Raw genomic sequence first — 25163 nt, forward strand, 5'->3', positions numbered from 1 at the left:
ATTTTCCGATCTGGCAAGTTGCGACGTCACGACTTAGTGTCGCGCCCATGTCCTGGATTGATCAAACATTGCCCTTCGCGCCGCTGGACTTTGTCGGCATCGCCCTGCTGATCGGCGCATGGCTGTGGATCGGCTGGCGTATCGAGAATCCGTCGCCCGGCAAACCCTCGGTCGGGATGATCATGGATGACTATCGCCGCGACTGGATGAAGGAAATGGTCACCCGTCAGCCGCGCATGTTCGACGCGCAGGTGGTCGGCACAATGCGGCAGGGCAGCACGTTCTTTGCCTCGACCACGATGATCGCCATCGGGGGTGGATTGGCCCTGTTGGGCAATACGGAACGGCTGGCCGGGCTGGCGCAGGATCTGGCGCTGGGAACGGCCCCCGCGATGGTGTGGGAGGTCAAGATTCTGATCATCCTGCTGTTTTTGGCCAACGCCTTTCTGAAATACGTCTGGGCACACCGATTGTTTGGCTATTGCGCCGTGCTGATGGCCGCTGTCCCCAATGAACCCGAAGACCCTGGCGCTTATCCCCGTGCCGCCCAAGCGGCCGAGATTTGCGTCACCGCCGCGCGCAGCTTCAATCGGGGCCTGCGGGCGACCTATTTCGCGCTGGCGGCTGTGGCGTGGATACTGGGGCCTCTGGCGCTGATTGCAGGTACGGTGACGACACTTGCCATGCTGTATCGGCGTGAGTTCGCATCGCATTCGCGCACGGTTCTGCTCAACACTGGATCGTGATCGCCGGGTCGCACCAAACCGATTAGGTTCACATCATGAGATATCTTGTTCTGACCGCCCTTCTGGCCACACCCGCCTTTGCCGACGATCCCGTGATTGAAAACGTCACCGCGCAACAGAGCGGTGGGACATGGCGATTCGACGTGACTGTCCTTCACCCCGAAACGGGTTGGGACGATTATGCCGATGGCTGGCGGGTGCTGGATATGCAGGGGCAAGAGCTGGGAATGCGCGTGCTGCACCACCCGCATGAGAATGAACAGCCATTTACCCGATCCCTTAGCGGTGTGACGATTCCCGAAGAGGCTACGCAAGTTCAGGTACAGGCCCGCACAAATACGGATGGCTGGGCCAAAGATACCTATGTGGTCGATCTGGACTGAGGTCAGAAGACGCCCATTTGCAACCCGGCGGCCATGGCCAGTCCAAGCTCTCGACAGGTTTCAAGCTGGTCGGAAGGGATGGTTTTCGCGGCCAATATCGCCTCGGGCGTTTGTGCATGGGTGCAGATGATCAAAGGCGGCTGCACCTCTTTCAGCCGCCAGCCAGTTGCGATGCGGGCGATCTGGCGGGCCGCGTTTTCGCCATCGGACCCGGCGCAGATCATCTGGGCATAGGGGCGGCCCTCGATCCGGCCCAGCACCGGGTAATAGCTGCGATCAAAAAATTCCTTCATCAGACCCGAAATCGCGGCAAGATTCTCGGGCGCGCAGAAGACATAGCCCTCGGCTTGCAGCAGATCATCGGGTCCAGCCTGATCAGCGGTTTTCAGGATAACATCTGCTTCACCCTGCGCGGCCCGGGCCGCAGCTTCGGCCATCTGCCGGGCTCCGCCGGTGCGCGAGTGGTAAACGATCAATAGCTGCGCCATGGTCAGACCCGGTGATAGGGACCGCCAGACAGAATGGTTGCGGCCCGATAGAGTTGCTCGGCCAGCATCACACGGACCAGCATATGGGGCCAGACCATCGACCCGAATGAGAGGGAAAAATCCGCCTGCGAACGCAAATTAGGGTCTATTCCGTCCGCTCCGCCGATGATCAGCGCCAGATCCTGCCGCCCGGCGTCACGCCAACTGCCTAGTTTTTTCGCAAAATCAGGTGAGGACATCACCCGCCCGCGTTCGTCTAGCGTACAGATCACAGCCCCTTTGGGCAGCGCCTTGCGCAGCAAAGTCGCCTCGGCCCCCATGCCCGCGTTTTTCTTGTCTTCAACCTCGATCACCCGCGCGGGGCCAAGGCCCAAGGCGCGCCCGGTCCGATCAAAGCGTGTCAGGTAATCGTCAAGCAGGGTTTTCTCGGGTCCGGCGCGCAATCGCCCGACCGCAACTATGCTGATCCGCATATCTCTCTCGCCTCCGGCCCTTCAATACAGGCCGGGATGGCGCCTCAGTTGGCTGAGGCGCTGCCGCCCGCAGGCAGCCACATCTTTTCCAGCTGATAGAATTCACGCACTTCGGGGCGGAAGATATGGACGATCACATCGCCCGTATCAATCAACACCCAGTCGCCGGCATCCTTACCTTCGACCTTCGAGGTGAAACCGAATTCCTGCTTGATGCGATCCGTCAGCTTTTCCGCCATGGCCGCCACCTGACGGGTCGACCGACCCGAGGCAATCACCATGTGATCCGCAACAGAAGACTTACCTTGCAGGTTGATCTGCACGACGTCTTCGGCCTTGTCATCAGAAAGTGAGGAAAGGATACGCTCAAGCAGCTTGTCGCTGATTGACTGAGAGTGGGCCATCACGCCGGCCCCGTCATCGGCGGGCAAACCCGCCTGGGTATGTAGAGACAGGACATAGTCCTCCTTTGCTGCGCGCCATGCAATCCCGGCGCCGGGGTACTAATAAGGTAACAAGGGGATTGCAACATTTCAATGAAGCGCCACGCAACGCAGACTCAATCCTCTGCGATCTGTTGCGAGCCTGCGTCGGGCAGCAGCCGCACCTCGCGCTGCGGGAAGGGTATCGATATGCCCTCGGCGTGGAATGCATCCCACAGCGCCAGATAGACATTGCCGCGGATATTGGTTAGCCCCTTGGTCGGGTCACTGATCCAAAAGCGCAGGACATAATCTACGCTGCTGTCACCGAACCCGGTGATATGGCAGACCGGCTCATGTGATCCGCCGCTCAAGACCCGCGACACGGTTTTAACGGAATTGACGGCCGTTGAACGAACCTTGTGCGGGTCGTCGGAATAGCTGGTGCCGAACTCTAGATCCAGCCGCACGAATTTGTCGGAATGCGACCAGTTCACCACCTGATTGGTGATCAGGTCCTCGTTCGGGATCAGGTACTCCCGCCCGTCGCGCGTTACGACCGAGACATAGCGTGCACCCAGCGCGTTGATCCAACCGAACGTGTCCCCCAGCGAGATTACATCGCCCGGCTTGATCGACCGATCCATCAGGATGATGATCCCCGAAATCAGGTTCGACACTACCTTTTGCAGCCCGAACCCGATCCCCACACCAATCGCGCCGGACAACAGCGCGATACCGGTCAGGTCAAAGCCCAGCGTGCGGATCGCGACCAGAAAAACCCCGCCATAGATCAGAACCTGAATGCCTTTGGCCAGCAGCACCTGCATCGACGGGGTGATATCGTCATTGCTCATCAAGCCGCGCTCGGCTGCACGGGTTCCCACGCGCGCCAGTGTCAACAGAATGCCGATCAGCAGAACAGCCTTGAGAATCCCAAGGGCCGAGATGTGCAGGTCACCTATGGAAATCGCCACTCCATCCATAAACCCGGCCACGTCGTCGGTCAGGTTCAGGGCAACAAGCGTTGCATAGACCCACATTGCCCATTTGAAGATGCGTCGCAGCGTTCGGTTCCGCACCAACCGTGCCACCAGTGCAATCGCCAGCCACGCAGCGGCCAAGGTTGCGATCACGCCGATTATGTAACTGCGCGAAGGCCATGTGATCTGCTGCATGACCAGATACAGCGCCCATGACAGCACCACGAAATACACCAGTGTCAGGCGCTGCATCAGTTGTACAAGAACCCGCAAACGCCACTTAGGCCACCCGGTGCGCGAGCGCGCCCAAGTATCCCAACGGCCCTGGGTCAGCAGCTTTAGAACAAATGCCGCTCCCCACAGACAAAGGATGATAATAATCTGGTACTGCCGCCAGCCCGGTGTGACGATCAGTTCGGCAAAATTTTCAAACTGAGAGGAGAAGGCCGCGACCATATCGTCATAAAGCTTTGACACCGAACTTGGGATCAGGTCTTGGTTCATGCAGCGCCTCCTCACGACCAGATTGAAGACCAAAGCCCCACGATGCAAGTCCGCGGCGGTTTTGAACCTTGATTGCCGGGATCGCGCGATATATCTGGTGCGCATGAGACTCAATGTGGCCCAACTTCAGAATCTGGAAGATCGCGCGCGTCTGCGCGAACGGTTCTATGGGGCTGCCCGCACGGTTCTGGCGCGCCTACGCGCAGCCTAAGCCACCTCGCCAGCTATTTCTCATTACATACGGGAGAGGACCGATGTCCCCCAAAACGCTCTATGACAAGATCTGGGATGCCCATGTCGCCCACGAAGCCGATGATGGCACCTGCCTGCTGTATATCGACCGCCATCTGGTTCACGAAGTGACCAGCCCGCAGGCCTTCGAAGGCCTGCGCATGGCGGGCCGCAAGGTACGCGCGCCGGAAAAGACCATCGCGGTGCCGGACCACAACGTGCCCACTACGCCGGATCGTGTGAACGGGATCGAAAACCCGGAATCGCGCATTCAGGTCGAGGCACTGGACAAGAACGCCAAGGATTTTGGCATTCACTATTACCCGGTGCATGACGTCCGTCAGGGCATCGTCCACATCGTTGGCCCTGAACAGGGTTGGACCCTGCCTGGCATGACCGTCGTCTGCGGCGACAGCCACACCGCCACCCACGGCGCGTTTGGCGCGCTGGCCCACGGTATCGGTACGTCCGAGGTTGAACACGTTCTGGCCACTCAGACCCTGATCCAGAAGAAATCCAAGAACATGAAGGTGGAAATCACCGGCAAATTGCAGCCGGGCGTAACCGCCAAAGATATCACTCTGGCCGTGATCGGTGAAACCGGCACCGCCGGCGGCACCGGCTACGTCATCGAATATTGCGGCGAAGCGATCCGTGATCTGTCGATGGAAGGCCGCATGACCGTTTGCAACATGGCCATCGAAGGCGGTGCCCGCGCGGGCCTGATCGCCCCCGATGAGACCACGTTCGAATATGTCAAAGGTCGCCCGCATGCCCCGAAAGGTGCCCAGTGGGAAGCCGCGATGGAGTGGTGGAAAACGCTTTATACCGATGAAGGCGCACATTTCGACAAGGTCGTGACCCTTCGCGGTGAAGACATCGCGCCTGTCGTCACATGGGGTACCAGCCCCGAAGACGTGCTGCCAATCACCGCAACCGTGCCGAACCCCGAAGATTTCGAAGGCGGCAAGGTCGACGCGGCGCGCCGTTCGATCGAATATATGGGTCTGGAAGCCGGTCAGAAACTCTGCGACGTGGAAATCGACACTGTCTTTATCGGGTCGTGCACCAATGGCCGGATCGAAGACCTGCGCGCCGCTGCTGAAATACTGAAGGGCAAAAAGATCAAGGACGGGATGCGCGCCATGGTCGTGCCCGGCTCGGGCCTTGTACGACTGCAGGCCGAAGAAGAAGGTCTGGCGGATATCTTCAAAGAGGCCGGTTTCGAATGGCGTCTGGCGGGATGTTCCATGTGTCTGGCGATGAACCCCGACCAGTTGCAACCGGGCGAGCGCTGCGCCGCAACCTCGAACCGAAACTTTGAGGGCCGTCAGGGGCGGGGTGGACGCACCCATCTTCTTAGCCCGGCGATGGCTGCCGCGGCGGCAATCACAGGACGGCTGACAGACGTCCGCGAAATGATGTAAGCTACCCTCATATCTGAATATTTGAGGGAGAGACTGAAATGAGTGATTGGGTCAAATGGCTCTTGTTGGGGCTACTTTCGATTGCGTTTGGCATCTTTGTGCTGGGCGCGCCGGTGGTGGCTTCGGTAGCTGTGACAGTGGTAACTGGCGTGTTGCTGCTGATATCGGGCGCGTTGCAGGTTGTCGGCGGATTTTCTGTCGAAGGCACCGGCAACAAGATTCTGTCATTCATCATGGGTGCCGTGATGCTGTTCCTCGGCTGGAACTTCATGTCCCAGCCGCTTGCAGGAACGCTCACCCTGGCGGTGGTCATGTTGATCCTGTTCATGGCAGGCGGCATCGCGCGGGTTATCCTGTCGTTCCAAATGCGCGGAACACAGTATTTCTGGCCGACAATGATCTCGGGCATCTTGTCGATCGTGCTCGCGGGTATCATCTGGACCTATGTAGGAAGTGAACCAGCAGTGCTGATGAGCATTCTGGGTATCTTCCTGGGGGTCGAGATGCTGTTCAACGGGTTCGGTTTGGTCTTCATGGCGTTCTTCGTCAAGAACGCACCCAACGACGCAACAACGGAAGCGAAACAAGCTTAAACGCGGGGCAAGGGGTCGGCCCTCTCCCGCAGGAGTGTGAACATGGAAAAGTTTGACAAAGTCCACGGGGTGGCCGCCCCAATGCCACTGATCAATATCGACACCGATATGATCATCCCCAAAGTGCACCTGAAAACCATCAAACGGTCCGGCCTTGGCGTCGTGCTCTTTGACGAGATGCGCTATCACGAGCACGGCGGCGAGAACGAAGACTTCGTTCTGAACAAACCCGCCTACCGCAATACCGAGATTCTGGTGGCCGGTGACAATTTCGGCTGCGGCTCGTCGCGCGAACACGCACCTTGGGCGATCAAGGATTTCGGCATCAAGGTTGTAATTTCGACCAGCTTTGCCGACATCTTCTTTAACAACTGCTTCAAGAACGGCATCCTGCCCATCGTGGTCGAGGAAGAGCATCATGCGATCCTGATGGATGACGCGCATAAAGGCGAAAACGCCCGCATGACCGTGCATCTTGAAGATCAGAAGATCACAACATCGGATGGCGTCGAAATTGCGTTCGACATCGACCCGCACCGCAAGCACTGCCTGCTGAACGGTCTGGACGATATCGGCCTGTCGATGGAGAAAGAACATCACATCGACAAATTCGAGGATCACGCGAGTCAGGCCCGCCCCTGGGTATGATTCTGTGGATGATTCTGTGAACACTCAACCTAAAGGGGTCGCCTCGGCGGCCTCTTTCGCATTCTAGGGGTTGAATTCGCGGCAACCACAACATGTAGGGGCAATGCTAAATTACACGTCGGATTTGCGTCAGCAATGATGCAAACCCGCACCAGTTTCGCCATCATTTTGCCCAAAATCACGTGTTTTCTGCACCTTGGCTTGAGTGGAGTGCCTGAGGCAGCCAGTGTTGGCGCTAAAGAGGCATCCGTCAAAAAACAAACGGCGGGCACAAGTTGGAATGAAGTCGGCACAGAACCGACCGGTCCAGTTTGAAAGGGTTCGGATAGTGATTGCGCGCACAACAGGGGCGGCAATACGGGGAATATTGGTTGCGTTGATCGTGCTGACCCCCGCGTTGTATCTGCCCGCATCGTCAACGAATGGGACCGAGATCGTCGTGTTTCTCGCCATTCTTGCGTTTTTCCTGACCTTTGCGGAATACAACTCGGCCTTCCCCAGCTTTATTGAGTTCCGGGACGCGCCCCCGGTGAACCGGCTGCGATTTGTTGGTCTGGTCACAATGATCATGTTTTTGACACTGATCTGTAAGAACGCCTATGCGCCGACCCATCTGACGACTGTCTTTTATTCGGTTGGCCTGAGCGTGGCCAATATCGTCGACTTTCCGTATTCGCCAGTTCGCCTGATCGTGCTGATGCTGCCTGTAGATGCCAGCTCGCCCCTGATCGAACTGGTTCGCATATCTGCCAGTGTCGCTTATCTCACGGCATTGGTTACAATTGGCAGCTTTGCCTACGCCGTGAAATTGCGTGGCTGGCCTACGGGCAACGGTGCGTTCAATGTCTGGACCAACCTGCCCTTGTTCGATCCGACCAAAGGCGGCGATGTGGTCACGCGCCTTCAGCGCGATGGGCGGCTCAACATCTCGATCGGGGTGCTGCTGCCGTTCCTGATCCCCGCGATGATAAAGATGCTGACGAATTATGCGGATCCCATTTCACTCAGCAATCCGCAGACCCTGATTTGGACCATGAGCGCATGGGCTTTCCTGCCCGCCAGTATGATCATGCGCGGCATGGCGACCCTTCGTATCGCGAACCTGATCGTTGAAAAACGTCGCGCCTATTCCACGGCCGAGTCCACTCAGACCGCATGATCCGAATACTATTCCTGCTAGTACTGCCCCTTATGGCGCAGGCTGAGACTGTGCGCGTGGCAACTTTTAACACCGAACTCAGCCGCGATGGGCCGGGCCTATTGCTCAGGGATATTCGGCGCGGCGACGCACAGGTTCAGGCTGTGGTGCAGGTGTTGACAGCGGTCAACCCCGATATTGTCGCGTTGCAGGGTGTCGACTGGGACTTTGGCGGCGAAACGCTTGCCGCATTGACTGAACAGTTGCGAGAGGCCGGTTTGGACTACCCCCATCAGTTTGCCGCGCGGCCAAATTCGGGTTTGGAGACAGGCCTGGATATGGACGGCGACGGTCGCACCCATGGTCCGGGCGACGCGCAGGGTTGGGGCAAATACACCGGGCATGGCGGCATGGCGGTCCTGTCGCGTTATCCCATCAACCAATACGAGGTTCAGGATTTTTCGCCTTTGCTCTGGCGGGTCCTGCCGGATGCGCAATTGCCTGTATTGGACGGGCAACCTTATCCGTCAGAAGACGCGCAAATGGTACAGCGGTTGCCTTCGGTCGCACAGTGGGTGGTTCCGGTTGAAACACCTTTTGGGCCGGTCGACCTGATGACCTTTCACGCGGCACCCCCCGTTTTTGACGGGCCGGAAGATCGGAACGGGCTCTGCAATCACGATGAGATACAGGTGTGGTCGCACGTTCTGGAAGGTCGGCTAGGCAGCGCCCCTAAAGGCCCTTACGTGATCGCCGGGGATGCCAATCAGGACCCGACCCGCGGAGAGGGGCGTAAACAGGCGATTAAGGCGCTTTTGTCCCATCCCCTGCTACAAGACCCCCAGCCGCGTGACGCGACAGGCGACTTGGCGACGGTCACTTGGAAAGCAACGGGTGATATGCGGGTGGATTACGTGTTGCCCTCGGCCCATTGGACGGTTCGGGACAGCGGTGTTTATTGGCCTGATACAGGGACCGAAGGGCGAACGGCGGCGCAAACAGCAAGCCGCCATCGGCTGGTTTGGGTCGATCTGGAATTGGAGTGAAACTGACAAAACAGGGCAACCGGTTGGCTGCCCTGTCCTTTGTCGATGATCGTCTTCAAACCCTGAAGAACTCGTTACCCAAAATATGCAGTATCAGGTCCGCGGTGCCGAGGATGACCCTCCGCCCGCAGGATCACGGCCTCCGCTGGTGGACGAACTTCCGGTCGGATCGCTACCGCCGCCAGGTGTTGAACTTCCACCTGGATCACGGCCGCCGTCGGAAGTTGAGCTATCGCTCGGGTCACGCCCCCCGCCCGAGGTTGAGCTATCGCCCGGGTCACGCCCCCCGCCTGAGGTTGAGCTATCTTCAGGCTCACGCTCTTCACCGGTTGGCGAGCAGGGAACCGATGCCGTTCCAGCAACCGCCGAGTCATCGCACCCTCCGGGGGGCGGTGGCGGCGGTGGCAGGCAGGGCTGGTCCGGGTTCGCACCACTGGGGCTGGCCCCGCCGGTACAACCGACAACGTCTCCGTATTTATTAAAAATAGGCTCGGGTTGGATCGGCTCTGGGGCTTCTGTTTGACCACAGGCGGCGACTAACGCCAGACATGCAGTCGCAGCCCATAGTTTTGAGTATCTTTGCATTCACTTGTCCTTTTTCACGGGCCGACGCACACCCGCACCGGCCCAAACCATCCAAAAAAGCGTACTCGTAACCCACTGTGAAATATGGAAAGTGCTGTCTCTCTTTCGGAACGCCGGAACTTTAGAATTGAAATCTGCGGACAAAAAGCCGCTAATCTGCATCAAGATCATGCAAATTTGCAGGACGTCTGAAAATGAACTGGGACAATCTGAAAGTGCTGTTAGCCATTGGTCGGGCGGGCTCTTTGACAGGCGCGGCACATTTCCTTGATGTGGACGCGACCACAATGGGCCGCCGGTTGACCGCGTTGGAACAAGAGCTTGGGGTGATCCTGTTTGTTCGCTCTAAGTCAGGGTTTGTGGCGACCGAAGCCGGGGCCATTGCAATCGAGCGTGCGCTGCAGATCGAAGCAAGCTATCACCGAATGACCGACGAAATCTCTCAATCACATGCCAGCGCTGTAGGGATGATGCGTATAGTCGGGAATTCGTGGACAATGCAGCGCCTGGCCTTGTCAGGGATGGATCGTTTTCTTGCCGAAAATCCCGGATTGGACCTGAGGTTCATGACCCGTGCCGCAACAACGCGCATCTCGGGCGAGGCGTCAATTCAGATGTGGCTCGAAGTTCCGCCCGAATCTGCGGAATACACGGTCACACTGGGTCAGGTCCTTTACGCCGTTTACCACGCCGCCCACCTGCAAGAAGAACCCGCAAGCTGGGTTGCCTTTTTTGACGAAGAGGCCAGCCGCCCAATCATCAACCGCGCGGTCAGACGCCTGAGCAAACACGCCGAAAAAGTGAGATTAACCGCAACGGACGCCAGCGTGCTGGTCTCGGCCGTTGCTGCGGGGGCGGGTAAGGGGTTGCTGCCAATGTGCCTTGCCGAAGGGCGCGATGATCTGGTGCGTGTTGGCACAGGTCGTCCGGATTTCAGCCGCACCCTGTACCTCTATCTCAACCCGGATACTGTTGGGTACAAGCGCGTGCAGGTCACTGTTGAGTGGGTGCGCAAGGCGTTCAACGCCGCGTTTCTACCGAACACCTGAGCGTCGGCAGGGCCGCGCGTGGCATGCATTTCTTCAGGAGTTCGTCGTTCCGGGCACAGATACGGGTTTTACCTGCAGCTTACAGCTTCCTCGCATTGACCCCATGCTGCGCAGGCGCTAGGGCCATTGCGACGAAACGCAAGGAGATCCTTCATGTCCAACCCCTCGCTCCTCATCCTGCCCGGAGACGGTATTGGCCCCGAAGTCATGGCCGAAGTCCGCCGCATCATCGACTGGTTCGGCGCGAACCGCGGTCTGGCGTTCGACGTGAGCGAGGATCTGGTCGGCGGTGCCGCCTATGACGCCCATGGCAAGCCCCTGTCGGATGAGACCATGGCCAAGGCGCAAGAGGTCGATGCGGTATTGCTGGGCGCGGTTGGTGGCCCGAAATACGACGATCTGGATTTCAGTGTAAAACCTGAACGCGGATTGCTGCGCCTGCGCAAGGAAATGGACCTGTTTTCAAACCTGCGCCCAGCTCAGTGCTTTGACGCGCTGGCCGACTTCTCATCGCTGAAGAAAGACATCGTCGCCGGTCTGGACATCATGATCGTGCGCGAACTGACATCGGGCGTCTATTTCGGCGAACCGCGCGGCATCTTCGAAGAAGGTAACGAACGCGTGGGCATCAACACCCAGCGCTACACCGAATCCGAGATCGAACGCGCCGCACGCTCGGCCTTTGAACTGGCGATGCGCCGGAACAAAAAGCTGTGCTCGATGGAAAAAGCCAACGTCATGGAATCGGGCATCCTGTGGCGCGAGGTCGTGGACCGTGTCGCCGAGGATTACCCCGAGGTCGAGCTGACCCATATGTATGCCGACAATGGCGCAATGCAGTTGGTGCGCGCACCCAAGCAGTTTGATGTGATCGTCACCGACAACCTGTTCGGCGATATCCTGTCCGATTGCGCGGCAATGCTGACCGGCTCGCTGGGGATGCTGCCATCCGCTTCGTTGGGTGCACCGATGGCCAATGGCCGTCCCAAGGCGATGTACGAACCGGTCCACGGCTCGGCCCCTGATATCGCGGGTCAGGGCAAGGCGAACCCGATTGCCTGTATCCTTAGCTTTGCCATGGCGCTGCGCTACAGCTTTGACCAAGGGGATGAGGCCGATCGTCTGGAAGCCGCGATCGAGAAAGTTCTGGCCGATGGTGTCCGCACCGCCGACTTGCTGGCCGAGGAAGGTGTGCAACCTGTGTCGACCACCGAAATGGGTGACGCGATTCTGGCGGCGCTGGACGAAACCGTCTGATCACGCGAGCATACAAATGCAAAAGGCGGTGCCCAGCGCACCGCCTTTTTCTTTGCCCGATCAATTGCCGAAGATATTGTTCAACAGGTTGTTAATGGCATTTTCGAACCCGTTGCCCTGCCTGCGGCGTTGCTGCCGGGGCTGCGCGGTTCGCACGGGCGGGTCCGGGGCCAGCATCGGCAAGGGCGTTGGCGTCATCCCTTCGGTCACGCGCAGCATGGTTTCCTTCCAGATTTCCGCAGGCAACCCGCCGCCGGTGACACCGGAAAGGGGCGTGTTGTCGTCATAACCCATCCAGACACCCGCCACGTAATCCGCCGTGAACCCGATAAACCACGCATCGCGCGCGGCCTGAGTCGTGCCGGTTTTACCCGCCACCTGCCAGCCCGGAAGCTGCGCCCGCGCGCCGGTGCCTTCCGAGACCACGCGCTCCATCATCCATGTCAGTTGCTTGGCCGCCTTGTCGTTGATGACGCGTTCTCCGATGCCGGTCGTCGTCACCATGACGGGCGTCTGGTCCCCCAGCAGCTTTAACTCGGTCAGACCATAAGGTTCCACGGACGAGCCACCGTTCAGGATACCCGCATAAGCGCCGGTCATCTCAATCAGCGTGCTTTCCGACGCGCCCAGGGCAAGGGCGGGACCTTCGGCCAGATCATTGGCGATCCCAAAACCGCTGGCGACAGTGCGGACGTTTTCAAGCCCCGCAACCTCGGCCACTTTGACGGCCGGGATGTTCAGCGAGTTCTTCAAGGCATCCGCAAGCGTGACCCTACCATAGAACTTGTTGGTATAGTTCTTAGGGCACCACTGACCCGAACCGGGAATATTGATGCAATAGGGCTCGTCCACAACCGTATCCAGCGGGGAATACCCAAGCTCCAACGCTGTCGCGTAGACGAAGGGTTTGAAGGATGATCCGGTCTGGCGCAACGCCTGTGTCGCGCGATTGAACGCACCTGATACACGCGTCTTACGACCGCCGACCATGGCGCGCACAGCCCCATCTGCGGACATCACGACAATCGCGGCCTGCGCCTTGGACCCTTCGCGAACCTTTTCTTGAAAGATATATTGCAGCGCCTCTTCAGCCGATTTTTGCAGGCGCTGATCCAAAGTAGTCCGGATCACCACATCCTCGGTCGTGTTGCGGGTGAAGAACTCCGGTCCGCTGGCCATGACCCAATCGGCGAAATATCCGCCTGCACGCGCGGCGGCGGCTTCGGACAATTCTGCGGGGCGGGTGCGGGCTTCGCTGGCCTGCGCAGGGGAAAGATATCCCTGATCCTCCATCAAACCGACCACCAGACGCGCCCGATCCTGCGAGCGTTGTAGGTTGTTCGTCGGCGCATACCGGGTCGGCGCGACCAGAAGACCCGCCAGCATCGCGGCCTCGGACGGTGATACTTCGGCGGCTGAAATCCCGAAATACCGCTGGCTGGCCGCCTCGAACCCTCGCGCACCTGCGCCAAGGAACGCCCGGTTCAGATAGATGGTAAGGATTTCGTCCTTGGAGTATTTGACCTCCATCGCCATCGCGTAAACGGCTTCCTTGGCCTTGCGCCACAACGACCCCTGACGGCAATCAGATTCATAGGCCGCCTCGGACTCCCATTCAGCCGGATCGTATGGAACGCCCAGACATAGCAACTTGGCCGTCTGCTGCGTGATGGTCGAACCGCCATGGCCCGACAGCGGCCCCCGGCCTTCGCTCAGGTTGATGCGCACGGCGCTGGCAACCCCGCGCGGGCTGACACCGAAATGGCGATAGAACCGCTTGTCCTCGGTCGCGATGACCGCGTGTTTAAGGTGCGGGGACACGGTATCAGCCGTAATGACACCGCCAAACTGGTCACCGCGCCATGCAAACACCTTACCGTCGCGGTCCAGCATCGTGACCGACCCGCGCGCGCGGCCGTCCAAAAGCGAATCGACATCGGGCAACGAGGTGTAGACAACGCCAATCGCCAGCGCCAGCAACAGCGCGCAAACGGCCCCCACGCGCCATGTCACGCCCCAGATCATCCGCCACAGCCAGCGGAACATCCGGCGGAATATCCCTCCGCCACCTCCGGCCGATTTCTTGCGTGTTTTCTTGCGGGTGGGCTTTCGTGTGGTGGTTTTACGTGCGACAGCCTTCTTTCCCGCAGGTTTCGCGGTGCGTTTGGTCGCCTTGGGTTTACGGCCCTTGGACGGGTATCTTTTATCCGCCACCAAAGGAGTTTTGCGGCGCTTGGAATCTGTCATTTCCGAACTCTGCCCGGTTATCGTTTTGAGGCACCATACCCTGCAAAACCTGTGAAGTTGAGGTCCGAATTTCCGGTAAATCTCTTCCTCACTTTGCACATTTTTTGGGCATTTATCTCAATCTGTGCAAAAATTGTGCACCTAGCTGCAAATTTCCCCAGCGTTCGGTCGCACTCAGCGTTCCTTAAAACCGTCAGCCGCGCTTTTTTGCTGCGAGTGCAAACAAGCCGGACAGACCGGGAAGCAGAGGGGATCAACGTGAAACTGATCATTGCGACAATCAAGCCGTTCAAGCTGGAGGAGGTGCGCGAGGCACTGACCGAAGCTGGCGTGCGCGGCATGATGGTGACCGAAATCAAGGGCTTCGGCTCGCAATCGGGTCACACAGAAATCTATCGCGGTGCGGAATATGCCGTGAACTTCGTACCCAAGATCAAACTGGAAATCGTGGTGCCCGCTGCGATGGCCGACCAGATCGTCGAGACCATCACCAAAACCGCCAAGACCGGCAAGATCGGTGACGGCAAGATTTTCGTCCTCGATGTCGAGCAGGCCCTGCGCGTGCGGACCGGGGAAACCAACGAAGAGGCGCTGTAAGCGCCCCCACTCACAATCATTCGAGGACTGACAATGAACCTGATGAAATCTCTCATCCCTGCTGCCGCGATCGTCGCGCTGCCGCAGATGGGTCTGGCGCAAGAGGCCGCCGACGGCGAAGCCGCGCTCCATACCCAGTATATCTTCACCACGCTGCTGTTCCTGATGGCAGGGTTCCTGGTCTTCTTCATGGCTGCAGGTTTTGCCATGCTTGAAGGCGGTCTGGTGCGCTCCAAGAACGTCGCCATGCAGATGATCAAGAACGTGGCGCTGTTTTCCATAGCCGCGATCATGTACTGGCTGGTTGGCTTCAACACGATGTATCCGGGCGACTTCAATGGTTTCTTTGCCATTGGCGGCCCGACCGTGCTTGACCCGGTCGGTGTCGACCCTGCCGAGGCTGCTCTGGACTATGCCTCGATCGGATCGGACTTCTTCTTCCAGTTGGTCTTTGTGGCTGCAACCGCCTCCATCGTGTCGGGTGCCGTGGCCGAGCGGATCAAGCTGTTCCCCTTCCTGATCTTCGTCGTTGTACTGACCGGTATCATGTACCCGATCTCGGGTTCCTGGCAGTGGGGCGGCGGCTGGCTGTCTGAAGCTGGCTTCTCGGATTTCGCTGGCTCGACCGTCGTACACTCGGTCGGTGGCTGGGCAGCGCTGGCAGGCGCGATCATCCTTGGTCCGCGGATCGGCAAATACAAGGACGGCAAGGTCCACCCGATGCCCGGTTCGAACTTGGCACTGGCAACCCTGGGTACGTTCATCCTGTGGCTGGGTTGGTTCGGCTTCAACGGCGGCTCGCAGCTTGCAATGGGCACTGTGGGCGACGTAACAGACGTCTCGCGTATCTTCGCCAACACCAACATGGCCGCCGCTTCGGGCGCTGTTACAGCCCTGATCCTGACACAACTGCTGTACAAAAAGCCTGACCTGACCATGGTGCTGAACGGTGCGCTGGCCGGTCTGGTTTCGATCACAGCCGAACCTCTGGCCCCGACCCTGTTCGGCGCGCTGTGGATCGGTGCCGTCGGTGGTATCATCGTGGTCTTCGCGGTTCCGATGCTGGACAAGTTCAAGATTGACGACGTTGTCGGCGCGATCCCGGTTCACCTGTTCGCAGGCATCTGGGGCACCATCGCCGTGATCTTCTACGGCGAAGCATCCTTGGGCACCCAGCTTCTCGGTATCGCAGCCTACGGCGTGTTCACCTTTGTCGGCGCGCTGATCCTGTGGAGCATCCTGAAAGCCGTTGTCGGCATTCGCGTCAGCGAAGAGGACGAGATCAACGGCCTCGACATGGCAGAGCTGGGGATGGAAGCATATCCCGAATTCTCCAAAGGCTAAGACCTGAGTTCACCACTCAAAGGCCGGGCGTTCGCGCCCGGCCTTTTCTTTTGGAATTGGCCAAAAACAAAAAAGCCGCGCAATCCTGCGCGGCTTTAACGGTTGTGATGGATAACTCAAACGCCGACGTCGACAATCGCCTGTGCCAGAATCGGCACCGTGTTGGCGTTCAGACCCGCAATGTTCAAACGGCTGTCGCCGACCATATAGATGCCGTGATCAGCACGCAGCTTCTCGACCAGTTCCGGGGCTGCGCCAAGGCGCGAGAACATGCCGCGATGCTGGGCGACAAAGCCAAACCGGTCGGACCCGCTCAGTCTTTGCAGCTCGTCGGCCAGTTGTTGGCGCAGACCCAGCATGGACAGGCGAACCTCTTCCAGCTCGGCCGCCCAATCCGCGCGCAAGGCGTCGTCATTCAGGATTGTCGTCACGACCCGCGCCCCGTGATCGGGCGGGAAGGAATAGTTCTGACGATTCAGAAAGTCCAGCGTCGACTGGTTCAGCCCCGTCTGCGCCGCATCATCGCTGATCGCCATCAACAGCCCGGTGCGTTCGCGATATACACCGAAGTTCTTGGAACAAGACGCCGCGATCAGGCAACGCTTGACCGACGAGGCAACAAGGCGGGTAGCCTGCGCATCTTCCTCAAGACCATCACCAAAGCCCTGATAGGCGATGTCGATCATCGCCACGAGGCCAAGCTCGTTGATGATGTTCACGACCTCTTGCCACTGAACCATGTTCAGATTGGCTCCGGTCGGGTTATGGCAACAGCCATGAAGCAGAACCACGTCGCCCGCCTTGGCCGTTTTCAGGTCTTCGACCATGCCATCGAAATCAACGCCTCGGGTCTCACCATCGAAATAGCGGTACGGGACGGTCTCCATCCCCAGATAGTTCAGGATCGACAGGTGGTTCGGCCATGTTGGATTCGACACAAGGACGCGCGCCGAAGGGTTGGCCATGCGGATCATCTCGAACGCTTGCCGACACGCGCCAGTGCCGCCAGGCGTCGCCACAGCCGCGATGTTGCCACGCGGAACCGAGGTGCCAAGGATCAGGCCGATCATCGCATCCGCAAAAGCCGGATCGCCCGCCAGACCGGTATAGGCCTTGCTCTCCTGTTCTTCCAGAATGCGCTTTTCAGCCGCTTTCACCGCGCGCATGACCGGGGTCACGCCTTCAGCATTCTTGTAGACGCCAACACCCAGGTCGATCTTTTGATCGCGCGGGTCTTCGCGGTACATCTGCATCAGCGCCAGGATCTTATCGGCGGGCTGCGGTTTGAGGTTTTCGAACATCAGGTCTCTCCGGTTGCGACGGGCAGGGTGGGGAACGCACCCCATTCAGCCCAGGAGCCGTCATAAAGCGAATGGTCTTTTTTGCCCAAGCGTTCCAACGCAAGGCTGAGGATCGCGGCAGTTACACCCGACCCGCATGAGGTAATGGCGGGTTTCGACAGGTCCACGCCAGCGGCCTCGAACACGGTGCGGCATTCATCGGGCGACTTCATCGTGCCGTTCTTGTTCAACAGCGTATCAAACGGCACATTGCGCGAGCCTGGAATATGACCCGAACGCAAGCCTTCACGCGGCTCGGCGCTTGTCCCTGCAAATCGGGCGGCAGAGCGTGCATCAATGATCTCGTGATCGGCCAACTTCGCCGCCGCAGACACCTGCGTGACGTCCCGCACCAGATGGTTTTGCACGCGCACCGTCATGTGACGGTCACGAATGACCGGAGGAAGGTCTTCGATCTCGCGCCCTTCAGCCTGCCATTTGGGGAAACCGCCATCCAGAACAGCGATGTTTTCCTGACCCATCAGACGGAACAGCCACCAGACCCGCGCGGCGGACATCAACCCGGCGCCATCATAGACCACCACCTGATGACCATCCCCAACCCCCATCGCCCGCAGGCGCGACATGAACTTTTCAACCGGGGGCGCCATGTGCGGCAGATCCGAGCGACGATCCGAGATCTCGTCAATGTCAAAGAACCGCGCGCCGGGAATATGGGCCGCGTCATACTCGGCCTTTGCATCCCGCCCTTGCTGCGGCAAATACCATGAACCGTCCAGAACCCGCAGGTCCGGGTCCTTGAGATGGGCTGCAAGCCATTCGGTTGAAACGAGGGTTTTCGGATCGTCCTGCATCAAAGCCTCCCCAAAGCGAGCTTGGGTTTTCCCTATACGCGCAGGGTTGCGGGTTCAAGGCTGGATAAGGTCGCGGGTCCGCTTATCCGGCCTGACCATAGTGGTGCATGTTCAGAAATGCGGCACCCTCATCACCCGCCCGATAACCATGCGGAATGTCTGCAGCAAAGCGCAGGCCCTGTCCGGCTTGCAACGGCACCCATTCCGCGTCGCGCAAGATTTCCAATGCACCTTTCAGCACGAACACTTCCTCGGTCACGCCGGCGGCATGGGCGGCGGATTCGTGGCTCTGGTTCGGTGCAAGATCGACATGGAAGGTTTCCGCGCCAAGTGCGGGGTCATAGGGGAAGACGATCTTGACCTCGATGCTGCCGGGAAAGGTCACGGTGCGGAACAGGCTGGAATCGGCAGGGTCGCGCAGCGCCGACGACCCGATCAAAGCACTAAGTGGCAGTTGGAATCCTTTGGCGATCTTCCACAGGGTCGCGATGGTCGGGCTGGATTCGCCCCGCTCGATCTGGCCCAGCATGGCCTTGCTGACGCCTGTCATCTCGGCCACCTTGGACAGGCTCAGCCCCGAGGCCGCGCGCACATCCCGCAGTTTCAGCGTTATATCATCCGGTGCCATATCGCTCGTCTCTCGAATCCTCTTGTGCGTTATAGCGCACATGTGATACGTGCGCTATAACGCACACACCCCGCCATCGCAACCGGGGCATAAGGGAAACAGCATCATGCCAATGTACCGATCCAGAACCTCTACCCATGGCCGCAACATGGCCGGTGCCCGCGGCCTGTGGCGCGCCACCGGGATGCAGGATGACGATTTCGGCAAGCCGATCATCGCAATCGTCAACTCGTTCACGCAGTTTGTGCCGGGCCACGTTCACCTGAAGGACCTCGGCCAGATGGTTGCCCGCGAGGTCGAGGCCGCCGGTGGTGTCGCCAAAGAGTTCAACACCATCGCCGTGGATGACGGGATCGCCATGGGCCATGACGGCATGCTGTATTCACTTCCCTCACGAGAGGTGATCGCAGATTCGGTCGAATACATGGTCAACGCGCATTGTGCCGATGCGATGGTATGCATCTCGAATTGCGACAAGATCACGCCGGGCATGCTGATGGCTGCCATGCGCCTGAACATCCCCGCGATCTTTGTCTCGGGCGGGCCGATGGAGGCCGGAAAGATCGACATCGCCGATCTGGATGTGAAAAAGATCGACCTTGTGGACGCGATGGTCGCCGCGGCCGACGACAAGTACACCGACGAACAGGTCCAGCATATCGAGGAAAACGCCTGCCCGACCTGTGGGTCGTGCTCGGGCATGTTCACCGCGAACTCGATGAACTGTCTGGCCGAGGCGCTGGGTCTGGCCCTGCCGGGCAATGGGTCCACGCTGGCCACGCACTCAGACCGCAAAGAGCTGTTCCTTGAGGCCGGTCGCCGCATCGTCGAGATCACCAAGCGCCACTATGATCTGGATGAAAAGGGCTTCCTGCCCCGCGAAATCGCCACATTTGATGCGTTCGAGAACGCCATGTCGCTGGACATCGCCATGGGCGGGTCCACCAACACCGTGCTGCACCTGCTGGCCATCGCGCATGAGGGCGAGGTGCACTTCACCATGTCCGATATGGACCGACTCAGCCGCGAAGTACCCTGTTTGTGCAAGGTCGCGCCAAACACAGAGAACGTGCATATGGAAGACGTTCACCGCGCGGGCGGCATCTTCTCGATCCTCGGCGAACTCAGCCGCGCCGGTCTGCTGCACGATGATTGTAGCACCGTGCATTCGGCAACGATGGGTGAAGCAATTGCCAATTGGGATATTAAGGTCGCCAACAACCCCAAGGCGCAGGATTTGTTCAAGGCCGCGCCGGGTGGCGTCCGCACCACGCAGGCGTTCAGCCAATCGAATAGGTACAAGGAACTGGACACCGACCGCGAAGGCGGCGTGATCCGGTCCAAGGAACACGCGTTCAGTCAGGATGGAGGTCTGGCGGTGCTGTTCGGCAACATCGCGCGCGACGGCTGTATCGTGAAAACCGCCGGTGTGGACCCTGCCAGCCTGACCTTCACCGGCTCGGCCTATGTCTGCGAAAGCCAGGATCAGGCGGTGAACGACATCCTGACCGGCAAAGTGAAAGAGGGCGACGTGGTCGTTATCCGGTACGAAGGCCCGCGCGGTGGCCCGGGGATGCAGGAAATGCTGTACCCGACCTCGTATCTGAAATCCAAGGGGCTGGGCAAAGCTTGCGCGCTGCTGACCGACGGGCGGTTTTCGGGTGGCACCTCGGGCCTTTCGATCGGCCACGTCTCGCCCGAAGCGGCCGAAGGTGGCGTCATCGGTCTGGTGCATCAGGGCGACAAGATCGAGATCGACATCCCCAACCGCTCGATCCATCTGGCGGTGTCCGACGAAGAACTGGCCGCGCGCCGGGAAGAACAGGACGAAAAAGGCTGGGAACCTGCCGCGCCGCGCAAGCGCAAGGTGTCCACGGCGCTGAAGGCCTATGCCAAGCTGACGACAAGTGCGGCTAAGGGAGCTGTGCGCCAGTTGTGACTATGTTAACCCGGCGCGCGATTATGACGGGCCGGGTTTTCCAACCACCCAAACCCTCCCGCGCCCGAACTACGCCATCGGCTGCGCCGATACCCCGTTCAGTCTTGGGCCCGGCGCCGCGCGGTGCGCGGCGCCGGGCCCAACCAGAGGAGATGTCTCGTCAGAGACATTGATAATGAGCGGGAGAACCTGCCCCTTACTCAGTCGCCAAGTTTGGCATGAACCTCATCCAGATCAATTTCACCAATTGGCATCTTGTTAGCCGGGTTCTCAAAATCATACCGGAACAGCTCGAAATCTTGCTTGTAGATTTCGTAGACCAGGTGCATCGAGAGGTCGTCAAAATAGTCTGCAACCGGATGCGCGCGCTTTGGGCCATGCCCCTCAGATTCGTTGAAGCGCGGGATTGTGGACAGCTCCACATTATGCGGCGTATCCAGATGGTTCAGGACATCCTGCATTCCGTCGTTGAACGCTTCGGTCCAGAAAATCCGGTCATACCGCCCGCCGTTGACGATAAAGGTCGAGACATGGCCTGACATGGCCGACCAGTGAATATCGGGGTCCATCGGCCTGCGCCAACGGATCGTATCACGCGCAAACAGCAGAAACCGGCGGAAGCTGGCGATCTGGTCGAACTCGCCCTTTCCGTCATCCCCACCAACCTCGATCCCGTAATTATAGATCAGCGTCGGCACCAGATTGCCCCGGTACCGTTTGCCGTTTCGCTGAATGCCGCAGATCTTGTCAAAAAAGGAGCTGAGGATACGCGTGTAAGGATTGCGGACACAGGTGAAGGTATAAGACGAGTGGTTTCGGATATTTTGGGAAATCACATCCTGACTGTTCTCGAACGCCCATTTGTGCATTCCGTCATCTGCGTCGTGAATATCACCATCAAAGAACCGACCATGATCCGAATAATACATGATCTGTCCAATAGTTGAGCAGGCGCATTTCGGCACAACCCGATACACCATGCTTTCGCTCTCGGTCATCCATGTGCCGGGAAAACCCATCTGCTTTGCCTCCTCCGCGTGTCAGAACCTAAAATTTCTACCCGCTTTTGAGATCAAAAAACCAAAAATATTATGTTTATTCAATCGCTCATCCTCAGTATCACGGTTGGAAACGGGCAGAAACGGAATTCACAGAACTGAAATGGCCAGGATTGCCTATATATTGCTGTGCCACAAAGACCCCGAGGCCATCATTGCACAAGCCGAGCAATTGACCGCCGCTGGGGATTGCATGGCCATTCACTTCGACGCACGCGCCAGCGCCGCGGCCTATGCCCAAATTCGGGACGCTCTTGCGCACAACGCAAACGTCACTTTCGCAACCAAGCGGATCAGATGTGGCTGGGGAGAGTGGTCTTTGGTTCAGGCCACCCTGCACGCCATCGAAGCGGCGGTGGATGCATTTCCTCGTGCAACGCATTTCTACATGCTGTCGGGCGACTGCATGGCAATCAAGACGGCGGAATACGCACATCGTTTTCTGGACGAGCGCGACATGGATTTCATCGAAAGCCACGACTTCTTTGAAAGCAAGTGGATCAAGACCGGGATGAAGGAAGACCGGCTGATCTATCGGCATTACTTCAACGAAAGAACACAAAGCCGATGGTTCTATGCCGCTTACGAGCTGCAAAAGCGCTTTGGTTTGACCCGCGACGTTCCCGACGACATTCAGGTCATGATCGGCAGCCAGTGGTGGTGCCTGCGCCGCCGGACGATCGAGATGATTCTGGAATTCCTGAAGAAGCGCCCGGATGTGATCCGCTTTTTCTCAACCACCTGGATTCCGGATGAGACTTTCTTTCAGACCCTGGTTCGCCATCTTGTTTCGAAAGAAGAAATCCAGAACCGCACGCCTACATTCCTGATGTTCTCGGACTATGGAATGCCGGTCACGTTTTACAACGACCATTATGATATGTTGCTGGGGCAGGATTATCTGTTTGCCCGCAAGATCAGCTCTGAAGCTCATGATCTGAAAGACAGGCTGGGCAAACTCTATGCCACCGAAGGCGTCACGTTCCGGATAACGGATGAAGGGCGAAACCTGCACAGGTTCCTGACCGGGCGCGGCCGCGTTGGACGCCGGTATGGTCAACGGTTCTGGGAGGCGGGCAATACCCTTGGACCAAACCGCGAAGTTTATCTGATCGTCTGTAAGAAATGGCATGTCGCCAAACGGCTCGTCGATCAGATTATGTCCGAGACAGACATCCCCTGTATCGAATACCTGTTTAATGAAGAAGACACGGCCCTGCCCGATCTGGGCGGCATAGAAACCACGCTGGGAAAACGGTCTCGGCACCGGCGCGCGGTCGTGCGTTTGCTGTTCGACAATTTCGAAACGGACAAGCTGGTTATTTGCGTCGATCCCGCCAACCTTGAGATCATTGAGGATTTTAATGCCGACCAGTCCCATGCGCATGTGTTGGAGATTGATTGCGCGTATTCAGATGCTTACTTGATCGGCCACGCCCGACGCATAGGTCTGGCTGGTGAGAACAGCCCCGACGAGACCGTAGCCGAACTTGTGCCAACCCTACGCAACGCGCTTGCCTACGAATCCGAGTTGATACAGGGGGCCGGTCTTGGCAGTTACCAGCGTATTCGGGAAACCGATACTCCTGCAGAAAAGGAAGCGGCAATTACAGCGTTTTTGGGTGTCTCACCAGACAAGGCCCGGGCAATCTTGCAGTTGGACTACCTGTTCGCCGATTAAAAACCCGGCGACGCTTGGGGCATCGCCGGTCTGGATGTTCAGATGTCGAACTTGACGCCCTGCGCCAGCGGCAATTCAGCCGAGTAGTTAACCGTATTGGTCTGGCGCCGCATATAGGCCTTCCACGCGTCAGAGCCGCTTTCGCGCCCGCCTCCTGTTTCTTTCTCACCGCCAAAGGCACCGCCGATCTCGGCCCCCGACGGCCCGATATTGACGTTGGCGATTCCGCAATCCGATCCGGCTGCGGTCAGGAATTGCTCGGCCTCGCGCATGTTTAGGGTGAACACGCAGGACGACAGGCCTTGTGGCACGTCGTTCTGGATGTCGATGGCGTCGTCGAAATCGTCATAGCCCATCACATAAAGGATCGGCGCAAAAGTCTCGGTTTTCACGGTCGCCGTCTGGCCGGGCATCTCAACGATGGCGGGTTGCATATAGACGCCATCCGGCACACCGTCGGTCACGCGCTGGCCTCCGAATACCGCACCGCCCTCAGCTTTGGCCGATTCCAAAGCAGCGATCATGGCCGCGCCGGATGCCTCATCGACCAGTGGGCCGATCAAAGTGCCCTCGGTCAGCGGGTTGCCGATAGGCAGACCGGCATAGGCCCTTTTCAGGCGGCCCACCAGCTCCTCACGGATCGAGTTATGCACGATCAGGCGGCGCAGCGTGGTGCAGCGCTGACCAGCCGTACCCACAGCCGAGAACACGATCGCGCGCACCGCCATTTCCAGATTGGCCGAAGGGCCAACGATCATCGCGTTGTTGCCGCCCAGTTCCAGAATGCACTTACCAAAGCGGGATGCCACCACGGGGGCAACCGCGCGGCCCATGCGGGTGGAACCGGTGGCCGAAATCACCGGCAAATCCTCGCTGGCGACCAGCGCCTCGCCCAGCGCGGCACCGCCGATCAGGGTTTGCAGCAGGTGGTCGGGCGCATCGCCGAAACGGGCTAGTGCGCGTTCAAAGATCTTCTGGCAGGCCATCGCGGTCAGCGGCGTCTTTTCGGACGGTTTCCAGATCACCGTATCGCCGCAGACCAGTGCAATCGCCGCGTTCCACGACCAGACCGCAACCGGGAAGTTGAAGGCCGAGATCACGCCGACCGGCCCCGCCGGGTGCCATGTCTCCATCATCCGGTGGCCGGGGCGTTCAGAGGCGATGGTCAGGCCATAAAGCTGCCGCGACAGACCTACGGCAAAGTCGCAGATGTCGATCATCTCTTGCACTTCGCCCAAACCTTCCGAGGTGATCTTGCCAGCCTCCCAACTGACCAGCGCGCCCAGATCTTCTTTGGCGGCACGTAGTTCCTCGCCCAGCAGGCGGATCAACTCGCCCCGGCGCGGGGCGGGTACAGTACGCCAGGCTTTGAATGCAGTTTTGGCATTGGCAAACACCGCCTCCATGTCGCTCGCCGGGGTTTCATGCACCTCGGCCAGCAGGCTGCCGTCGATGGGGGAATGCACCGGCAGAGTGCCGCCGGTCAGCTCAGCCGCTGTCAGGTCCAGATTGGCAAGGGTTGTTTGCGCAGTCATCACGAT

General features: G+C 58.9%; 25 protein-coding genes. 14 read left to right on the forward strand and 11 right to left on the reverse strand.

From position 1 onward, the window contains the following. The first annotated feature begins 47 nt into the window (after nt 1-47). Together ACT2B1_RS00595 and ACT2B1_RS00600 are read left to right on the forward strand one after the other, a co-directional pair. Entirely contained in the window at nt 48-746 is a 699-nt protein-coding gene (locus ACT2B1_RS00595) for a DUF599 domain-containing protein (RefSeq protein WP_171241153.1), read from the forward strand. A gap of 35 nt (nt 747-781) precedes the next feature. After that, a complete protein-coding gene (locus ACT2B1_RS00600) occupies nt 782-1129 on the forward strand; it encodes a hypothetical protein (protein ID WP_171125882.1) in 348 nt (115 codons plus the stop codon). A 2-nt stretch (nt 1130-1131) separates the two neighbouring features. Here ACT2B1_RS00600 and ACT2B1_RS00605 read toward each other — a convergent pair whose 3' ends face one another. The 4 genes from ACT2B1_RS00605 to ACT2B1_RS00620 all read right to left on the reverse strand — a co-directional run bounded on the left by ACT2B1_RS00605 (nt 1132) and on the right by ACT2B1_RS00620 (nt 3999). Then, complete coding sequence (locus tag ACT2B1_RS00605) at nt 1132-1617, reverse strand: flavodoxin family protein (RefSeq protein WP_171241154.1); 486 nt, start codon at nt 1615-1617, stop codon at nt 1132-1134. Between the two features lie 2 nt (nt 1618-1619). Continuing rightward, a complete protein-coding gene (gene rlmH, locus ACT2B1_RS00610; RefSeq protein WP_171212460.1) occupies nt 1620-2090 on the reverse strand; it encodes a 23S rRNA (pseudouridine(1915)-N(3))-methyltransferase RlmH in 471 nt (156 codons plus the stop codon). 44 nt (nt 2091-2134) lie between these two features. Further along, entirely contained in the window at nt 2135-2494 is a 360-nt protein-coding gene (gene rsfS / locus ACT2B1_RS00615; RefSeq protein WP_170353820.1) for a ribosome silencing factor, read from the reverse strand. 155 nt (nt 2495-2649) lie between these two features. After that, the gene (locus ACT2B1_RS00620; RefSeq protein WP_171125876.1) at nt 2650-3999 is read right to left on the reverse strand and encodes a mechanosensitive ion channel family protein; all 1350 of its coding nucleotides are present in this window, start codon (nt 3997-3999) and stop codon (nt 2650-2652) included. A gap of 115 nt (nt 4000-4114) precedes the next feature. Here ACT2B1_RS00620 and ACT2B1_RS00625 point away from each other — a divergent pair, with 115 nt between their 5' ends. The 6 genes from ACT2B1_RS00625 to ACT2B1_RS00650 all read left to right on the forward strand — a co-directional run bounded on the left by ACT2B1_RS00625 (nt 4115) and on the right by ACT2B1_RS00650 (nt 9082). Then, nucleotides 4115-4210 carry an isopropylmalate isomerase gene (locus ACT2B1_RS00625; protein ID WP_254428854.1) on the forward strand — a complete coding sequence of 32 codons (96 nt, stop codon included), beginning with the start codon at nt 4115-4117 and terminating at the stop codon, nt 4208-4210. Nucleotides 4211-4253: 43 nt separating this feature from the next. Beyond that, entirely contained in the window at nt 4254-5657 is a 1404-nt protein-coding gene (gene leuC, locus ACT2B1_RS00630; protein WP_481668374.1) for a 3-isopropylmalate dehydratase large subunit, read from the forward strand. 38 nt (nt 5658-5695) lie between these two features. Next, nucleotides 5696-6250 (forward strand): HdeD family acid-resistance protein, encoded by a 555-nt coding sequence (locus ACT2B1_RS00635; protein ID WP_481668375.1) that lies wholly within the window; start codon nt 5696-5698, stop codon nt 6248-6250. 42 nt (nt 6251-6292) lie between these two features. After that, a complete protein-coding gene (leuD, locus tag ACT2B1_RS00640) occupies nt 6293-6898 on the forward strand; it encodes a 3-isopropylmalate dehydratase small subunit (RefSeq protein WP_171125870.1) in 606 nt (201 codons plus the stop codon). Between the two features lie 328 nt (nt 6899-7226). Continuing rightward, nucleotides 7227-8057: a hypothetical protein gene (locus ACT2B1_RS00645; protein ID WP_171126649.1), complete on the forward strand. Its 831-nt coding sequence runs from the start codon at nt 7227-7229 to the stop codon at nt 8055-8057. Next, complete coding sequence (locus tag ACT2B1_RS00650; protein WP_481668376.1) at nt 8054-9082, forward strand: endonuclease/exonuclease/phosphatase family protein; 1029 nt, start codon at nt 8054-8056, stop codon at nt 9080-9082. The genes ACT2B1_RS00645 and ACT2B1_RS00650 overlap by 4 nt, the downstream gene beginning before the upstream one ends. Nucleotides 9083-9175: 93 nt before the next feature. On the opposite strand, the gene ACT2B1_RS00655 is transcribed toward ACT2B1_RS00650, so the two are convergent. Further along, nucleotides 9176-9667, reverse strand: coding sequence for a hypothetical protein (locus ACT2B1_RS00655; protein WP_171241157.1), 492 nt, complete (start codon nt 9665-9667; stop codon nt 9176-9178). A gap of 194 nt (nt 9668-9861) precedes the next feature. Here ACT2B1_RS00655 and ACT2B1_RS00660 point away from each other — a divergent pair, with 194 nt between their 5' ends. Further along, entirely contained in the window at nt 9862-10716 is an 855-nt protein-coding gene (locus ACT2B1_RS00660; protein WP_481668377.1) for a LysR family transcriptional regulator, read from the forward strand. Nucleotides 10717-10869: 153 nt separating this feature from the next. After that, the gene (gene leuB / locus ACT2B1_RS00665; RefSeq protein WP_171241159.1) at nt 10870-11973 is read left to right on the forward strand and encodes a 3-isopropylmalate dehydrogenase; all 1104 of its coding nucleotides are present in this window, start codon (nt 10870-10872) and stop codon (nt 11971-11973) included. A gap of 60 nt (nt 11974-12033) precedes the next feature. Here leuB and ACT2B1_RS00670 read toward each other — a convergent pair whose 3' ends face one another. Continuing rightward, nucleotides 12034-14220, reverse strand: coding sequence for a transglycosylase domain-containing protein (locus ACT2B1_RS00670; protein ID WP_481668378.1), 2187 nt, complete (start codon nt 14218-14220; stop codon nt 12034-12036). Nucleotides 14221-14478: 258 nt separating this feature from the next. Here ACT2B1_RS00670 and ACT2B1_RS00675 point away from each other — a divergent pair, with 258 nt between their 5' ends. Both ACT2B1_RS00675 and ACT2B1_RS00680 read left to right on the forward strand, forming a co-directional pair. Then, the gene (locus tag ACT2B1_RS00675; protein WP_171125856.1) at nt 14479-14817 is read left to right on the forward strand and encodes a P-II family nitrogen regulator; all 339 of its coding nucleotides are present in this window, start codon (nt 14479-14481) and stop codon (nt 14815-14817) included. Nucleotides 14818-14850: 33 nt separating this feature from the next. Next, complete coding sequence (locus ACT2B1_RS00680) at nt 14851-16161, forward strand: ammonium transporter (RefSeq protein ID WP_171125855.1); 1311 nt, start codon at nt 14851-14853, stop codon at nt 16159-16161. Between the two features lie 116 nt (nt 16162-16277). Here ACT2B1_RS00680 and ACT2B1_RS00685 read toward each other — a convergent pair whose 3' ends face one another. From ACT2B1_RS00685 to ACT2B1_RS00695, 3 genes are all read right to left on the reverse strand, one after another. After that, complete coding sequence (locus tag ACT2B1_RS00685; RefSeq protein WP_481668379.1) at nt 16278-17462, reverse strand: amino acid aminotransferase; 1185 nt, start codon at nt 17460-17462, stop codon at nt 16278-16280. Then, complete coding sequence (gene sseA / locus ACT2B1_RS00690; protein ID WP_171212451.1) at nt 17462-18316, reverse strand: 3-mercaptopyruvate sulfurtransferase; 855 nt, start codon at nt 18314-18316, stop codon at nt 17462-17464. The genes ACT2B1_RS00685 and sseA overlap by 1 nt, the downstream gene beginning before the upstream one ends. Before the next feature lie 82 nt (nt 18317-18398). Next, nucleotides 18399-18944 (reverse strand): helix-turn-helix domain-containing protein, encoded by a 546-nt coding sequence (locus tag ACT2B1_RS00695; RefSeq protein ID WP_171125850.1) that lies wholly within the window; start codon nt 18942-18944, stop codon nt 18399-18401. A 106-nt stretch (nt 18945-19050) separates the two neighbouring features. Here ACT2B1_RS00695 and ilvD point away from each other — a divergent pair, with 106 nt between their 5' ends. Beyond that, nucleotides 19051-20883: a dihydroxy-acid dehydratase gene (gene ilvD, locus ACT2B1_RS00700; RefSeq protein WP_481668380.1), complete on the forward strand. Its 1833-nt coding sequence runs from the start codon at nt 19051-19053 to the stop codon at nt 20881-20883. Nucleotides 20884-21083: 200 nt separating this feature from the next. Here ilvD and ACT2B1_RS00705 read toward each other — a convergent pair whose 3' ends face one another. Then, nucleotides 21084-21902, reverse strand: coding sequence for a sulfotransferase family protein (locus tag ACT2B1_RS00705; RefSeq protein ID WP_171241164.1), 819 nt, complete (start codon nt 21900-21902; stop codon nt 21084-21086). A gap of 142 nt (nt 21903-22044) precedes the next feature. Here ACT2B1_RS00705 and ACT2B1_RS00710 point away from each other — a divergent pair, with 142 nt between their 5' ends. After that, nucleotides 22045-23622 carry a DUF5928 domain-containing protein gene (locus tag ACT2B1_RS00710; protein ID WP_481668381.1) on the forward strand — a complete coding sequence of 526 codons (1578 nt, stop codon included), beginning with the start codon at nt 22045-22047 and terminating at the stop codon, nt 23620-23622. 38 nt (nt 23623-23660) lie between these two features. On the opposite strand, the gene amaB is transcribed toward ACT2B1_RS00710, so the two are convergent. Then, a complete protein-coding gene (gene amaB, locus ACT2B1_RS00715; RefSeq protein ID WP_481668382.1) occupies nt 23661-25157 on the reverse strand; it encodes an L-piperidine-6-carboxylate dehydrogenase in 1497 nt (498 codons plus the stop codon). Between the last annotated feature and the right edge of the window lie 6 nt (nt 25158-25163).

It is taken from the genome of Ruegeria sp. S263 (assembly GCF_056780525.1).